Origin of the sequence: Stenotrophomonas acidaminiphila (genome assembly GCF_001431595.1) — a bacterium.
GTDB classification, from domain to species: Bacteria; Pseudomonadota; Gammaproteobacteria; order Xanthomonadales; family Xanthomonadaceae; genus Stenotrophomonas; species Stenotrophomonas acidaminiphila.
The window spans coordinates 1-15,134 of sequence record NZ_LDJO01000068.1 but is presented as its reverse complement, the minus strand read 5'-3'; the positions used below and the strand labels follow the sequence as shown (position 1 = coordinate 15,134).

Genomic DNA, 15,134 nt, shown 5'->3' with positions numbered 1-15,134 from the left:
CTGTAACAAATTGTTTACAAATCGGCATGGAAACGCTTACAGTCGCCGCGACCCCGGTCTGCGGAGGGTATGGCGGTGGCGAAACCGGCAATCACCATCAAGGATGTTGCCCGTGAGGCGAAGGTCTCCGTCGCCACCGTGTCGCGTGCCCTCAACGGCCACGAGAACGTCGCCGAACCGGTACGCCAGCAGGTGCTGGAAGTGGCCCGCCGGCTCCGCTACGCCCCGCACGCGGCCGCGCGCAGCCTGAGCAGCCGCAGCACGCAGACCATCGGCCTGGTGTTGCCCGACCTGCATGGCGAGTTCTTTTCCGAACTGATGCGCGGTATCGACGGCGTCGCGCGCATGCACCGCTGGCACCTGCTGGTCTCCAGTTACCACGGCGACCGGGAGCAGCAGGGCGTTGCCCTGCAGGCCATGCGTGGCCGCGTCGACGGCCTGCTGGTCATGTCGCCCTATACGGCCGACGCCGGTTTCCTGATGGATAACCTGCCGCCGGCACTGCCTACCGTGCTGATCAACACGCCGGTGGTGGATGGCCAGTACCCGGCGTTCGGCATCGACGACCATGCCGGCGCCCTGGCCATGACCCGCTACCTGCTGGAGTCCGGCCATCGCCGCATCGCCTTCATCGCCGGCCCCGACGGCAACCATGACGCCGGCGAGCGCCAGCGTGGCTTCGAGGACGCCATGTCCGCATCCGCCGCCGCCGAGGGCAGGGTCCTGGCAGGCGGCTTCGACGAGGCATCCGGGTATGCGGCCGGGCAGGCACTGCTGCGCGAACCGCGCCTGCCCGATGCGGTGTTCGCGGCCAACGACATGATGGCACTGGGCTGCCTGTACGCCTTCAGTCAGGCGGGCGTCCGCGTGCCGCAGCAGGTTGCGCTGGCGGGATTCGACGACATCCCGCTGGCACGTTTCGTTCACCCCTCCTTGACCACGATGCAGGTCAGCATCGCCGATCTCGGCGGGCGGGCGACATCGCACCTGCTGCACCTGATCGACCGTGACGATGCATCGGAAGGGGGCGCTGGAACGACACTCGTCCCCCGCTTGATCGTGCGCGACTCGACGTCCCGACGAGAGGTTTCCTGATCCACCGCCGATGCGCCGGAGTCCCCGGCGGCAAGGCGCCCGAACAAACCGAATGGCAGCCGCGCTGCCGCACCCGGAGAGCAACATGAACCATCCCGCTACCCGCAAGACACATCCCGCCCGCAGGCTGCTCAGCTGTGCGCTGGCAAGTTGCCTCCTGCTTGGCGCCGCGCCGGCGTTCGCGCAGAGCACCGGCGCCACCATCCGTGGCCAGGTGATGGCCGATTCGGCCCCGGCCGGTCAGGCGCAGGTGACCGCGACCAACCTCGCCACCGGCCTGACCCGCAGCGTGCAGAGCAGCGCCAATGGCAGCTACTCGCTGGCCGGCCTGCCGCCGGGCACCTACCGGGTGGACGTCGCCGCCGGTGGCAAGACCAGCAGCCAGAACATCACCGTGCAGGTCGGGCAGACCGCGACCGTCAACCTCGGCGTCGGCGGCATGGCCGAAACCTCCGGCGGCAGCGCCACCACGCTGGACGCGGTACAGGTGACGGCGCAAGCGCCGATCGAGACCCGGACCTCGGAGATCGCCACCTACATCACGCCGCAGCAGATCCAGGCATTGCCGCAGGCCACGCGCAACTTCCTGGCCTTCGCCGACACCGTACCGGGCATGAGCTTCGAGCAGAACCCGGCCAACGGCGCCACCAAACTGCGCGGCGGCGTGCAGAGCGCCAACAACGTCAACGTCTACATCGACGGCGTCGGCCAGAAGAACTACGTCACCCAGGGCGGGTTGACCGGCCAGGACTCCAGCCGCGGCAACCCGTTCCCGCAGCTGGCGATCGGCGAGTACAAGGTCATCACCTCCAACTACAAGGCCGAGTACGACCAGATCAGCTCTGCGGCGGTGACCGCGGCGACCCGGTCGGGCACCAATGATTTCTCCGGCTCGTTCTTCTGGGACTACACCAACCAGAACTGGCGCGAATCGCGCGAGGGCGAGAAGAACGGCGCCGGCAAGACCCGTTCGGGCGAAAAGCAGTATGGCGCGGCGTTCGGTGGCCCGATCGTCAAGGACAAGGCGCACTTCTTCGTCACCTACGAGGCCAAGGAATACAACGCCCCGCAGGACCTGACCCCGGGCGAGGGACGCACCGCCGCGGACCTGCCGCAGGCCTGGCGCGACCAGCTGGGCGCGGCCAGCACGCCGTTCAAGGAAGATCTGTACTTCGGCAAGCTGGACTGGTCGATCAACGACGAAAATGTGGTCGACCTGAGCTACAAGCGCCGCGAGGAAAGCGACATCAGCAATGTCGGCGGACAGAGCGCGCGCAGCTACGGCACCGACGTCGGCGTCAACGAGGACCGCTACGACCTGCACTGGCAGTTCTCCAACAGCAACTGGCTCAACGACGCCCACCTCACCTACGAGAAGGCGTTCTGGAGCATGGAGCCGGCCAACTACGGCAACGGCATGGTGCTCACCGACGGCTCGTCCAACGACGGCAGGCAGATCTTCCGCATCGGCGCGGGCAACGGCGGCCTGCAGAACAAGGGGCAGAAGGGCTGGTCGATGCAGAACGACACCACGTTCTTCGGCTGGGAAGGCCATACCGTCAAGTTCGGCATCAAGTACAAGCAGGTGGACCTTGAGACCACCGAGCAGCAGCCGTACAACCCGCAGTTCTACTACGACATCAACCAGGGCGGCATGGTGCCGTACTTCGTGCGTTTCGGCAGCCCGGCCATCGGCACCAGCGGCGGTACCGTCACCTCGAAGAACAAGCAGTTCGGCCTCTACATCCAGGATGACTGGGACGTCACTGATCGCCTGATCCTGAACCTCGGCCTGCGCTGGGACTACGAGAAAACCCCCTCCTACCTGGACTACGCGACCAGCGCCGACGTGCTCGCCTCGCTCAATACCCAGGATCCGCAGGCAGGCGCCGCGGTGGGCCAGACCTATGCGCAGACGCTGGCGCTGGGCGGCATCGACATCAACCGTTTCATCAGCACCGGCAACAACCGCAAGGCGTTCAAGAGCGCCATCCAGCCGCGCATCGGGTTCTCGTATGACCTCAGCGGCGACGAGCGCCACGTGCTGTTCGGCGGCATCGGCCGCTCCTACGACCGCAACCTGTTCGATTACCTGCAGCTGGAGCTGACCAAGGCCACGTTCCCGACCCGCGAGTTCATGATCAACTCGCCGGGCCATGCCTGCGACCCGGCCGCATCCAACTGCCTGGCCTGGAACCCGCAGCTGCTCGACCGCGAATACCTGATGTCGCTGGCCAATTCGTCCCAGGCCGGCCGCGAGGTATGGATGTTCGACAACGACCTGAAGACACCGTACTCGGACCAGGTCAGCCTTGGCATCCGCAACACGTTCGAGCTCGCGGGCCACGACTGGAACACGTCGGCGACCCTGCAGCACATCCGTTACAAGGATGGCCTGTTGATCATGCGCGGCAACCGCCGTGGCGACGGCAGCTATTACAACGCCTCCGGCAGTCCCTGGAGCGGTGGCGGGCTGCCGGGGCTGGGCGGGCTGATCCTGGCGACCAACGGTTTCCAGTCCAGGAGCAACGCACTGCTGCTCAGTGCGGACAAGCCATACACGGCCGAGAGCCCGTGGAATCTCAATGTCGCCTACACCTTCACCGATGCCAAGCAGAACATCCACGAGAAGGATCCGGTCTACGGCTGGTACTTCCCCGGCGGAGGCTGGTATGACGGCGCGTGGACGCCGCGCCACCGCGTGGTGGTCAGTGGCTTTACCGATCTGCCGTGGGGCATGAGCGTTGCCGGCAAGCTGACCCTGGCCAGCAAGACCAAGCGCTGGGACGTCGACGGCACCAGCGGCTACGAGCGTCCACGCAGCTGGGAGCCGGACGGCACCTATGGCTTCAAGCAGTTCGACATGTCGCTGACCAAGACCTGGGACACCGGCACCGACCTGAAGCTCAAGGTCCGTGCCGACGTGATCAATGTGTTCAACTGGACCAACTGGGGCGGGTACGGCATCAACTGGAACACCGGCGTGATCAACAGCTGGGACCAGTACGCCACCCGCACCTTCAAGCTGTCCTTCGGCCTGGACTGGTAAGGCCACGCGCCCGGCCGCCGGCAATGGCGGCCGGGCCACCGCCGCGCCAGCCTCCATCCCACGGTTCCACCAACGGAAAGCGTCTTGAGCATCCCGCGTACCACCAAGCTGTTGCTGTGCACCGCCGCCGGGCTCGCACTGGGCCTCCTGGGCGGGTGCGGCAAGGCGCCCGAGCCGACCCCGAAAGTGGTGCCCCAGGTGATCCTGATCGAGCCGGACCTGCCGCCGCGGCCGATGAAACCCGAACTCCCGCCGCTGTTCGACGACATCGAGCGGCGCACGTTCCAGTTCTTCTGGGACACCACCAACGAGCGCAACGGGCTCACGCCGGACCGTTATCCATCGCGTCCGTTCGCCAGCATCGCCTCGGTCGGTTTTGCCCTGACCGCCTATCCGATCGGCATCGAGAACGGCTGGGTCAGCCGCACCCAGGCGGTGGACCGCACCCTGACCACGCTGCGCTTCCTGCGCGACGTGCCGACCGGCCCGCAGCGCACCGGCAAGGCCGGCTACAAGGGCTTCTACTACCACTTCCTGGACATGCACGACGGCCGCCGCTACGACAGCTGGGTGGAGCTGTCCAGCGTGGATACCGCGCTGTTGCTGATGGGCGTGCTGTTCGCGCAGTCCTACTACGATGGCGACGACGCGCGCGAGAAGGAGATCCGCAGGATCGCCGACACGCTCTACCGGCGCGTGGACTGGCAGTGGCTGCAGCGCAACAAACCGCTGGTGTCGATGGGCTGGTTCCCCGAGAGTGGTTTCATCCAGCACGACTGGATGGGCTACAACGAGGCGATGATGCTCTACGTGCTGGCGCTGGGCTCGCCGACGCATCCTGTCGAGCCCGATGCGTGGACGGTGTGGACGCGTACCTACGACAACGACTGGGGCGTGTTCCAGGGACAGGAATACCTGTCGTTCGGACCGTTGTTCGGCCACCAGTACAGCCACGTCTGGATCGACTTCCGCGACATCCAGGATGCCTACATGCGCGAGCGCGGCATCGACTACTTCCTCAACAGCCGCCGCGCCACGCTGGCCCAGCGCGAGTACGCCATCGCCAACCCGATGCAGTGGAAGGAGTATGGCGAGAACGTCTGGGGGCTGACCGCCGGCGACGGCCCGCAGAACACCACCCAGGAATACAAGGGCGAGCAGCGCCAGTTCCGCCATTACTCGGCGCGCGGCGCCGGCCTGCGCGAGAATTTCGACGACGGCACCATCGTGCCGTCGGCGGCGATCTCCTCGCTGCCGTTCGCGCCGGAAGTGGTGATTCCCGCCACCCAGGAAATGCACCGGCGCTATGGCGATTACCTGTACTCCAGCTACGGCTTCCTGGACTCGTTCAACCCCAGTTTCGACTACGACATCCCGCTCAAGACCGGGCGCCTGATCCCCGACCGCGGCTGGGTGGCCAGCGACTACATCGCCATCGACCAGGGGCCGATACTGGCCGGCATCGCCAACTACCGCGACGAGTTCGTCTGGAACGTGATGAAGAAGAACCCCTACATCCGCAAGGGCCTGGAGCGCGCCGGCTTCGCCGGTGGCTGGCTGCTGCCGGAAGGGGAGGAGTGGCAGCCGCTGCAGAAGGACGACAAGGCCGCGGCCGCGCGCGCGGTGGGCATCGCCGAATCGCGGGCCGCCGCCGCGCAGGAACAGAAGGCGGCGGACAAACCCGCCGCGCGGCCACAGTAGGGCGGACCGGTGACGCTGCGCCTGCCCGTCCTGTTGTGCCTGGTCCTGCTGGCCGCCTGCGCGCGGCCGCAGGAGGGCATCACCCTGCGCTTCTGGGCGATGGGGCGCGAAGCCGAGGTGGTCGGCGAACTGGTGCGCGAGTTCGAGGCGGAGAACCCCGGCATCCGTGTCGAGGTGCAGAACATCCCGTGGACGGCGGCGCACGAGAAGCTGCTGACGGCCTATGCCGCGGATGGCCTGCCGGACATCTGCCAGCTCGGCAATACCTGGATACCCGAGTTCGCCACCCTGGGCGCGCTGACCCCGCTGCAGCCGTACGTGGACACGTCGCGCGAGGTCGTGCCCGCCGACTACTTCCCGGGAATCTGGGATACCAACGTGGTCCAGGGGCAGCTGGTCGGCATTCCCTGGTACGTCGATACCCGGCTGCTGTTCTACCGCAAGGACCTGCTGCGCAAGGCCGGTTACGACCACCCGCCGCGCGACTGGGCCGAGTGGGAGCGGATGAACCAGGCGCTGAAGCAGGTGCTCGGACCTGGCCGCTACCCGGTGCTGATGCCGCTCAACGAGTTCGAGCCGCAGCTGTCACTGGCGCTGCAGCAGGACGATGCGCTGCTGCGCGACCACGACACCCGCGGCAATTTCGCCAGCCCCGGGTTCCGCCGCGCGCTGGGCTTCTACGCCAACATGTTCGAGCAGGGCTGGGCGCCGAAGATGTCCGAGACCCAGATATCCAATGTCTGGGACGAGTTCTTCCGCGGCTTCACCGTGTTCTACCTGTCCGGGCCGTGGAACATCCGCGAGTTCCGGCAGCGCCAGCCGGCGTCGCTGGAGGGCGAGTGGGGCACCGCGCCGCTGCCGGGCCCGCACGGCCCGGGGGGCGGCATCGCCGGCGGCACCAGCCTGGTGGTCTTCCAGTCGTCGCCGCACAAGCAGGCGGCATGGAAGCTGGTCGAGTTCCTGTCGCGGCCTGCGGTACAGCAGCGTTTCCACGCCATCATCGGCGACCTGCCGCCGCGCCGCAGCGTGTGGAAGCGCGCGGCGCTGGGCGAGGACCCGCTGGCCGCCGCGTTCGGCGAGCAGCTGGAGCGGGTCAGGCCCACGCCGAAGGTACTGGAGTGGGAGCGCATCGCCCAGGAGATGCGCATCGTCAGCGAACAGGTGGTACGCGGTGGCCTGGACCAGGATGCCGCGGTCAGGCGGCTGGACGCGCGCGTGGACGACATCCTCGCCAAGCGGCGCTGGATCGTCGAACAGCAGGCAGCGCAGGAGGCCGCACGATGAAGCGGGGCATGCTCGCCGGCTGGGTGTTCGCCGCGCCTGCACTGATCGTGATCGGGGTGTTCTTCGGGCTGCCGGTGCTGTCGGCATTGGCGTTGAGCCTGACCGATTTCGACCTGTACGCGCTGGCCGACCCGCACAACCTGCGCTTCGTCGGCCTGCACAACTACCTGGACCTGCTGCGCACGCCGATGTTCTGGAAGTCGCTGGGCAACACCGCGTATTTCGTGGTGCTCGGCGTGCCGCTGTCCATCGCCCTGTCGCTGGGCGCGGCGATGCTGCTCAATGCGCCGGTGGCGCGTTTCAAGCCCTTGTTCCGAACCGCGCTGTTCGCCCCGGTGGTGACCACGCTGGTGGCGGTGGCGGTGATCTGGCGCTACCTGTTCCATACCCGCTACGGGCTGGTGAACTGGACGCTGGGGCATGCCGGCATCGACCCGGTGGACTGGCTCGGCGACCCGCACTGGGCGATGCCGACCATCATCCTGTTCGCGGTGTGGAAGAACTTCGGCTACAACATGGTGATCTTCCTGGCCGGGCTGCAGGCCATCCCGCGCGACCTGTACGAGGCCGCGCGGATCGACGGCGCCTCGCGCTGGAAGCAGTTCCTGCACATCACCCTGCCGATGCTCGGGCCGGTGCTGCTGGTGGTCGGGGTGATCACCGTGTCCGGCTACTTCCAGCTGTTCGCCGAGCCCTACGTGATGACCCGCGGCGACCCCCTGCAGAGTACGGTCAGCGTGCTGTATTACATGTTCGAGGAAGGCTTCAAGTGGTGGAACCTGGGGCGCGCCTCGGCGGTGGCGTTCCTGCTGTTCCTGATCATCCTGGGTGTGACCACGCTGATGCTGCGCTTCGGCCGGCGCAGGGAGCTGGTATGAGCCGCGAGATCGGTCAATCGCGCGCCTGGGGCGGCTGGATCAATGGTGCCCTGCTGGTCCTGGCGCTGGTGAGCCTGGCGCCGCTGGCATGGATGCTGTCGGTGTCGTTCATGCCCAGCGGACAGGCCTCGCAGTTCCCGCCACCACTGCTGCCGGCGCAGCCCACCCTGGACAACTACCGCGAACTGTTCGCGCGCACCGGCATGGCCGGCAATTTCCTAAACAGCCTGGGCATGTCGGTGGGCATCACCCTGGGCTCGCTGCTGTTCAACACCCTGGCCGGCTACGCCTTCGCCAAGCTGCGCTTCGCCGGCCGCGAGCGCGTGTTCCAGGCGCTGCTGGCGGCATTGGTGATCCCGGCGCAGGTGGCGATGCTGCCGCTGTTCCTGCTGATGAAGCAGCTGGGGCTGGTCAACACCTGGGGCGGGGTGGTGGTGCCGGCGCTGGCCAGCGTGTTCGGCATCTTCCTGGTGCGGCAGTATGCGCGCTCGATCCCCGACGAGCTGCTGGAGGCCGCGCGCATCGACGGCGCCAGCGAGGCGCGGATCTTCTTCCAGATCGTGCTGCCCATGCTCAAGCCGGTGCTGGTGACGCTGGCGATCTTCACGTTCATGGGCGCATGGAACGATTTCATGTGGCCGTTGATCGTGCTGACCGACCAGGAGCACTACACCCTGCCGGTGGCACTGGCCTCGCTTTCGCGCGAGCACATCATGGACGTGGAAATGATGATGGCCGGCGCGGTGATCACCGTGGTGCCGGTGCTGGCGCTGTTCCTGCTGCTGCAGCGTTATTACATCCAGGGGCTGCTGCTGGGCAGCGTGAAGGGGTGAGCCGGCGCGCCTGCCAGGGCCTGCCCCGCGCGTCCGCGGGTGCATGGGCAAGGAGGGGCGGGGGCTCCGGAGCCGCCGGCGTCGCGCCCGTGAGGGCGACGCAGAACTGCCGGACCACCGCCTGCACCCGCCCTGAGTTCTGCGAAAATTCCACCATGGCCGTTGCCCCCGCACCGAGATCCACCGCGATGAGAATGTTCCTTGCCGCCATGCTGTTTTCCACCGCGACGCTGGCCGGCAACGGCCTGGCCGCCGAGACGGGAAGCCGGGTGCTGGCGAAGTTCGACGACATCGGCGCCTGGCAGCTGATCACCTCGCCGCAGGTCAGCGGCTCGCTGCGGCCGGTGACCGGCAACGGCGGCCGCGCGTTGTGCCTGGACTACGACTTCCACGAGGTGTCCGGCTATGCCGGCATCCGCCGCCGGCTGGATGTCACCTGGCCGGACAACTACCAGGTGAGTTTCGGCCTGCGCGGCGATTCGCCGGCCAACGACCTGCAGTTCAAGCTGATCGACGCCAGCGGCGACAACGTGTGGTGGGTCAACCGCAGCGGTTACAGCTTCCCGAAGGACTGGACCCGGGTGAGCTACCGCAAGCGCCACATCGAAAAGGCCTGGGGGCCGGGCCAGGACCGGGTCCTGCGGCGCAGCGCCGCGGTGGAGTTCACCATCTACAGCAAGGTGGGGGGCAAGGGCACGGTGTGCTTCGACCAGCTCACCCTGCAGCCGCTGCCGAAGGAGGACACCTCGGCACTGACCACCACGGTGATCGCCGACACCGCGACTGCGCTGCAGCAGCGCATTGCCGACGGCAAGCCGGATACGGTGTGGATCAGCGGCGGGGTCAAGCAGCAGACCGTCAGCCTGGACCTGGGCAAGGTGCGTGAGTTCGGCGGCGCGGTGATCCAGTGGGTGCCGGGGCTGGAAGCCTCGCGCTACGTCGTGCAGGCCTCGGTCGACGGCCGCGACTGGCACCGGCTGCGCGAGGTGACCGCCGGTGGTGGCGGCCGCGATTGGCTGGCCCTGCCCGAGACCGAGGCGCGCTACCTGCGGTTCGATCTGGTCGACGGGCCCAGCTGGCGCTATGGCATCCGCGACATCAGCCTGAAGCCGCTGGAGTTCGCCGCCACGCCCAATGATTTCGTGCGCTCGGTCGCGCGCGACCTGCCGCGCGGGTCGCTGCCGCGGGGCTTCTCCGGCGAGCAGCCGTACTGGACCCTGCTGGGCCTGGACGGCGGCCGCGAGCAGGCGCTGATGGGCGAGGACGGCACCCTGGAGGCGGCGCGCGCCGGCTTCAGCATCGAGCCGTTCGTGGTGCTCGACGGCAAGGTGCTGGGCTGGGCCGACGTGAGCGCCAGCCAGCGCCTGCAGGACGGCTACCTGCCGATTCCCTCGGTCGAATGGAAGCACGACCGATTCGGCCTGCAGGTCACCGGTTTCGTGCAGGGCCGCCCCGAGCAGGCGCAGCTGGTGGCTCGTTACCGCCTGCACAATCCGGACAAGGTGGCGCACGAGTACCGGCTGGCGCTGGCGGTGCGGCCGTTCCAGGTCAACCCGCCCAGCCAGTTCCTCAATACCGTCGGCGGCGTGAGCCGGATCGAGCGGCTGGCGATCCAGGGTGCCCGGGTGGCGGTCAACGGCCAGCCGCGGGTGTTCGCCGCGATGCCGCCCGATGCCGGTTTCGCCAGTGCGTTCGACAGCAAGTTCGACGTCACCCACCTGGCCGACAAGACCCTGCCGGGCACGCGCGAGGTCAGCGACCCGGGCGGGCTGGCGTCCGGCGCGATGCTCTACACCTGGAAACTGGAGCCGGGGCAGAGCCGCGAGGTCGCGCTGGTGCTGCCGCAGACCGGCAACTGGTCGATGCCCGGCCGTTTCGACGCGGACAAGGCGCAGCAGCAGGTCGCGGCGATGTGGCGGCAGAAGCTGGACCAGGTGCGGCTGCAGTTGCCCGAGGCCGGCCAGCCGCTGGCCGATACGCTGCGCACCGCGCTGGCGCACATGCTGATCTCGCGGGTGGGGCCGAGCCTGCAGCCGGGCACGCGCTCGTATGCGCGCAGCTGGATCCGCGACGGCGCGATGATCTCCGAAGGGCTGTTGCGGCTGGGCCGCGAGGACGCGGTGCGGCAGTACCTGGAATGGTATGCGCCCTACCAGTTCGACAGCGGCATGGTGCCGTGCTGCGTGGACGCGCGCGGCAGCGATCCGGTGCCGGAAAACGACAGCCACGGCGAGCTGATCCATGCCATCGCCAGCTATTGGCGCCACACCGGCGACCCGGAATTCCTGCAGCGCATGTGGCCGCACGTACTGGCCGCGTGGGGCTACATGGAAGACCTGCGGCTGAGCGAGCGCAGCGAGGACAACCGTGCGCGCAACCCGGGCTTCTACGGGATGATGCCGGCGTCGATCAGCCACGAGGGCTATTCGGCCAAGCCGGTGCATTCGTACTGGGACGATTTCTGGGCGCTGCGTGGCTACAAGGACGCGGCCGACATGGCCGTGGCGCTGGGCCTGGCCACCGAGGCCGAAGCGATGGCCGCTTCGCGCGACCAGTTCCGCCAGGACCTGGACGCCTCGCTGCGCGCGAGCATGGCCGCGCACCGCATCGACTACCTGCCAGGCTCGGTCGAGCTGGGCGATTTCGACGCGACCTCGACCACCATCGCGCTGGCGCCGGGTGGCGAGCAGGGGCGGCTGCCGCAGCCGGCGCTGGACACCACCTTCGAGCGCTACTGGCAGCAGTTCGTCGAGCGCCGCGACGGCAAGCGCCAATGGAAGGACTACACCCCGTACGAGTGGCGCAACGTCGGTGCCTTCGTGCGCCTGGGCTGGCGCGAGCGCGCCTGGGAGGCCAGCGAGTTCTTCTTCCGCGACCGCGCGCCGCCGGCCTGGAACCAGTGGGCCGAGGTGGTGTCCTCCACGCCGCGCACGCCGTTCTTCGTCGGCGACCTGCCGCACGCGTGGGTGGCTTCGGATTTCGTGCGCTCGGCGCTGGACATGTTCGCCTACGAACGCGAGATCGACGACGCCGTCGTGCTTGCCGCCGGGGTGCCGGCGGCATGGCTGGCGGGCAAGGGCATCGCCATCGAGGGGCTGCGCACCGCGCACGGCCCGCTGCGTTACTCGCTGGTGCGCGACGAGCGGGAGTTGACCCTGAAGGTCGCCGACGGCCTGCGCCTGCCCAGCGGCGGGCTGGTGCTGCCATGGCCCTACGCGGGCGAGCCTGGGCAGGCCCGCATCAACGGCGAACCGGCGGCGTGGTCGGGCACCGAACTGCGGATCACCACGCTGCCGGCGAAGGTCGAGATCGAGATCCCCGCCGACCTGCGCCGCAGCGAGCGCGGCCGGCGCTGAGGCGGCCGGCGGCCGGCGATGCCGCCGTCGGCTCAGCCGGTAGTGCGGGCGCGGCCGGTGTGCGCGTGCAAGGGCGCGCTCGATCGCGCGACGAGGCGGGCCCCGGCGCCGCCGTCGTCGATCTTCCCGCATACGAACTGGTGCTGCCCTTTGTTCCAGGGCGGCGTCTGCTCGATACCGGTTTCCAGCGGCAGCCGGTGGTCGCGGGTGAGGCGCACGATGGTGGGGTCATCGGCGGCCAGGCCGCGCGGGAGGAAGAGGTTGCGCATGCGCGTGCCGGGCCTGGTCCCGCGCGGCGCGGGCAAACACGCATGCTGCGTCCGGGCGTCCGGGCGTTCGCGGTGTGCGCGCAAAGCCCCGGCCTGGGGCTCAGCCGGCGCGGACCGCGCGCACGATGGCGGCGGCCGCGGCGGCCGACTGCCTGACCTGGTCCCACTGGCCAGTGCGGATCCAGGCATCCTGCACCATCCACGAGCCGCCGATGCAGAGCACGTTCTTCTGCTTCAGGTAATCGCCGGCGGTGTCCTCGGTGATGCCGCCGGTGGGGCACAGTTTCAGTTCGGGGATCGGCCCGGCCACGCCCTTGATCATCGCCAGCCCGCCCACGGCGGTGGCCGGGAACAGCTTGCAGACGCGGAAACCGCGCGCCAGCAGCGCCAGCAGCTCGGTGGGCGAGGCGGCGCCGGGCACCACCGGCAGCGGCGCCTTTGCCAGCGCCTCGGCCATGTGCGCCGGGGTGCCCGGGGTCACCAGGAAGTCGGCGCCGACGTCGATGGCCTGGCGCATCTGCTCGACGGTCAGCACCGTGCCGGCGCCCACCACCACGTCCGGCAGCTCGCGCTTGAGCATGGACAAGGCGTCCATCGCCACCGGCGTGCGCAGGGTCAGCTCGATGGCCGGCAGGCCGCCTTCGAGCAGCGCGGCGCTGACCGCGCGGGCCTGGTCGAGGGTGTGGACGGTGACGACGGGCAGGATGCCGGCGGCGGTGAGCAGGTGTTCTGCGCGGTCCTGGTGCTGGGCGATGGTCATGGCGGGGTTCCGGTGGGGCAGGGCGTGGTGCGGGCCGTGGAGGTCAGGCGTCCTTGGCTGCGTGCGGGGCCGCGGCAGCGGCGGCATCGTGGCCGAGTTCGTACTCGGCGTCGTACGCCCATACGCCGCCATCGGCCCGCGCCGGGCCGCAGGAGATCGAAATGGCGCCCTGGTCGGCAGGGCCGACGACGCGGCGGTTCATCGCGAACAGATTGCGGCCCAGGTCGTGGCCCGCCGGCGCGGTATTGGCGGCGATGGCGCGGGTGGCCCACTCGGTGGCGTCCACCAGCACTTCCAGGGTGCCGGCCTCGCCGTCCAGGCGGATGATGTCGCCCTCGCGGATACGGGCGATCGGGCCGCCACGGGCGGCTTCGGGGGTGACATGGATGGCGGCCGGGATCTTGCCCGACGCGCCGGACAGGCGCCCGTCGGTGACCAGTGCCACGCGCCGGCCCTGGTTCTGCAGCAGCCCCAGCAGCGGTGCCAGCGAATGCAGTTCCGGCATGCCGTTTGCCCGCGGCCCCTGGTAGCGGACCACGGCGACGAAATCCTGCGGCAGGGCGCCGGCGGCATGCAGCTTGTTCAACGCCTGCGGCGCGTCCACGACCACGGCCGGTGCTTCGATCGTGCGGTACTGCGGCTTCACCGCCGACAGCTTGATCAGCGAGCTGCCGATATTGCCCTTGAGCAGGCGCAGCCCGCCCTGGGCTTCGAACGGCTCCGTGGCCGGACGCACGACCTCGGTATCGGCGCTGTGCGCGACGGCCGGCGCGTAGACGACCTTGCCGTCGATCAGCCGCGGCTCCTGCGCATAGGCGCGCATGCCGCCCTCGGCGATGGTCGCCAGGTCGTCATGCATCAGGCCGGCGTCCATCAGTTCGCGGAACACGAAGCCCGGCCCGCCGGCGGCGGCGAAACGGTTCACGTCGGCGTCGCCGTTGGGGTAGACGCGGGCGAGCAGCGGCACGATCTGCGAGAGCTGGTCCATATCGTCCCAGGTCAGCACGATGCCGGCCGCACGCGCCACCGCTATCCAGTGGATGGTGTGGTTGGTGGAGCCGCCGGTGGCCATCAGCGCGACGACGGCGTTGACGATGGCGCGCTCGTCGATCAGCCGCCCCAGCGGGCGGAAGTCGCTGCCGAGCGCGCAGATCTCCAGCGCGCGCGCGGTGGCGGCGCGGGTGAGCGCATCGCGCAGCGGCAGTTCCGGGTTGACGAAGGACGCCCCCGGCAACTGCACGCCCATCGCCTCGAGCAGCACCTGGTTGGAGTTGGCGGTGCCGTAGAAGGTGCACGTGCCCGGCGCGTGGTAGGAGTCGGCCTCGGCCTGCAGCAGTTCCTCGCGGGTCGCTTCGCCGGCGGCGTAGCGCTCGCGCACCTCGGCCTTCTTCTTGTTGGGTATGCCCGGGGTCATCGGCCCGGCCGGCACGAACACCGCCGGCAGGTGGCCGAAGGCCAGCGCGCCGATCAGCAGGCCCGGCACGATCTTGTCGCATACGCCCAGGTGGATGGTGGCGTCGAACATGTCGTGGCTCAGGCCGATGGCGGTGGCCTGGGCGATGATGTCGCGCGAGAACAGCGACAGCTCCATGCCGCCGCGGCCCTGGGTGACGCCGTCGCACATCGCCGGCACGCCGCCGGCGACCTGCGCGGTGGCGCCGAGTTCGCGCGCGGCATCGCGGATCAGCTGCGGGTAGTGCTCGAACGGCTGGTGCGCCGAGAGCATGTCGTTGTAGGCGGTGATGATCCCCAGGTTGGGCGTCACGTCACCGCGCAGCCGGCCCTTGTCGGTCGGGCCGCAGGCGGCGAAGGCATGGGCGAGGTTGCCGCAGCTCAGGCGCGAGCGGAACGGACCGGAGCGCAGCGCGGCATCGATGCCCGCCAGGTAGGCCGCGCTGCGCTCCGGTCC

At 69.0% G+C, this 15,134-nt stretch carries 10 protein-coding genes; 7 read left to right on the top strand and 3 right to left on the bottom strand.

The annotated features are described in order from the left end of the window. Positions 1 to 69: 69 nt before the first annotated feature. From ABB33_RS15445 to ABB33_RS15415, 7 genes are all read left to right on the top strand, one after another. Positions 70 to 1,095, top strand: coding sequence for a LacI family DNA-binding transcriptional regulator (locus ABB33_RS15445; protein WP_056932665.1), 1,026 nt, complete (start codon positions 70 to 72; stop codon positions 1,093 to 1,095). A gap of 85 nt (positions 1,096 to 1,180) precedes the next feature. After that, positions 1,181 to 4,144 (top strand): TonB-dependent receptor, encoded by a 2,964-nt coding sequence (locus ABB33_RS15440; RefSeq protein WP_056932680.1) that lies wholly within the window; start codon positions 1,181 to 1,183, stop codon positions 4,142 to 4,144. Positions 4,145 to 4,228: 84 nt separating this feature from the next. Further along, on the top strand, positions 4,229 to 5,845 hold the full coding sequence (locus tag ABB33_RS15435) for a glucoamylase family protein (protein WP_182212452.1): 1,617 nt from the start codon (positions 4,229 to 4,231) through the stop codon (positions 5,843 to 5,845). A gap of 15 nt (positions 5,846 to 5,860) precedes the next feature. Next, positions 5,861 to 7,129: a sugar ABC transporter substrate-binding protein gene (locus ABB33_RS15430; RefSeq protein WP_380610402.1), complete on the top strand. Its 1,269-nt coding sequence runs from the start codon at positions 5,861 to 5,863 to the stop codon at positions 7,127 to 7,129. Next, complete coding sequence (locus ABB33_RS15425; RefSeq protein WP_054665162.1) at positions 7,126 to 8,007, top strand: carbohydrate ABC transporter permease; 882 nt, start codon at positions 7,126 to 7,128, stop codon at positions 8,005 to 8,007. The genes ABB33_RS15430 and ABB33_RS15425 overlap by 4 nt, the downstream gene beginning before the upstream one ends. Further along, a complete protein-coding gene (locus tag ABB33_RS15420) occupies positions 8,004 to 8,840 on the top strand; it encodes a carbohydrate ABC transporter permease (protein ID WP_054665165.1) in 837 nt (278 codons plus the stop codon). The genes ABB33_RS15425 and ABB33_RS15420 overlap by 4 nt, the downstream gene beginning before the upstream one ends. A 209-nt stretch (positions 8,841 to 9,049) precedes the next feature. Beyond that, on the top strand, positions 9,050 to 12,196 hold the full coding sequence (locus ABB33_RS15415) for a discoidin domain-containing protein (RefSeq protein WP_056932677.1): 3,147 nt from the start codon (positions 9,050 to 9,052) through the stop codon (positions 12,194 to 12,196). A gap of 32 nt (positions 12,197 to 12,228) precedes the next feature. Here ABB33_RS15415 and ABB33_RS18795 read toward each other — a convergent pair whose 3' ends face one another. From ABB33_RS18795 to edd, 3 genes are all read right to left on the bottom strand, one after another. Next, on the bottom strand, positions 12,229 to 12,465 hold the full coding sequence (locus ABB33_RS18795; RefSeq protein WP_056932664.1) for a DUF2789 family protein: 237 nt from the start codon (positions 12,463 to 12,465) through the stop codon (positions 12,229 to 12,231). Between the two features lie 100 nt (positions 12,466 to 12,565). Further along, the gene (eda, locus tag ABB33_RS15405; RefSeq protein WP_056932663.1) at positions 12,566 to 13,225 is read right to left on the bottom strand and encodes a bifunctional 4-hydroxy-2-oxoglutarate aldolase/2-dehydro-3-deoxy-phosphogluconate aldolase; all 660 of its coding nucleotides are present in this window, start codon (positions 13,223 to 13,225) and stop codon (positions 12,566 to 12,568) included. A gap of 43 nt (positions 13,226 to 13,268) precedes the next feature. Then, positions 13,269 to 15,134, bottom strand: a 1,866-nt coding sequence (edd, locus tag ABB33_RS15400; RefSeq protein ID WP_056932662.1) for a phosphogluconate dehydratase, incomplete at its 5' end; no start/stop codon positions are given.

Bases quoted from the DNA above. Each gene is read 5' to 3' on its own strand.
- ABB33_RS15445 (WP_056932665.1), top strand. From the start codon at position 70: ATGGCGGTGGCGAAACCGGCAATCACCATCAAGGATGTTGCCCGTGAG.
- ABB33_RS15440 (WP_056932680.1), top strand. From the start codon at position 1,181: ATGAACCATCCCGCTACCCGCAAGACACATCCCGCCCGCAGGCTGCTC.
- ABB33_RS15425 (WP_054665162.1), top strand. From the start codon at position 7,126: ATGAAGCGGGGCATGCTCGCCGGCTGGGTGTTCGCCGCGCCTGCACTG.
- ABB33_RS15420 (WP_054665165.1), top strand. From the start codon at position 8,004: ATGAGCCGCGAGATCGGTCAATCGCGCGCCTGGGGCGGCTGGATCAAT.
- ABB33_RS15415 (WP_056932677.1), top strand. From the start codon at position 9,050: ATGCTGTTTTCCACCGCGACGCTGGCCGGCAACGGCCTGGCCGCCGAG.
- ABB33_RS18795 (WP_056932664.1), bottom strand. From the start codon at position 12,465: ATGCGCAACCTCTTCCTCCCGCGCGGCCTGGCCGCCGATGACCCCACC.
- eda (WP_056932663.1), bottom strand. From the start codon at position 13,225: ATGACCATCGCCCAGCACCAGGACCGCGCAGAACACCTGCTCACCGCC.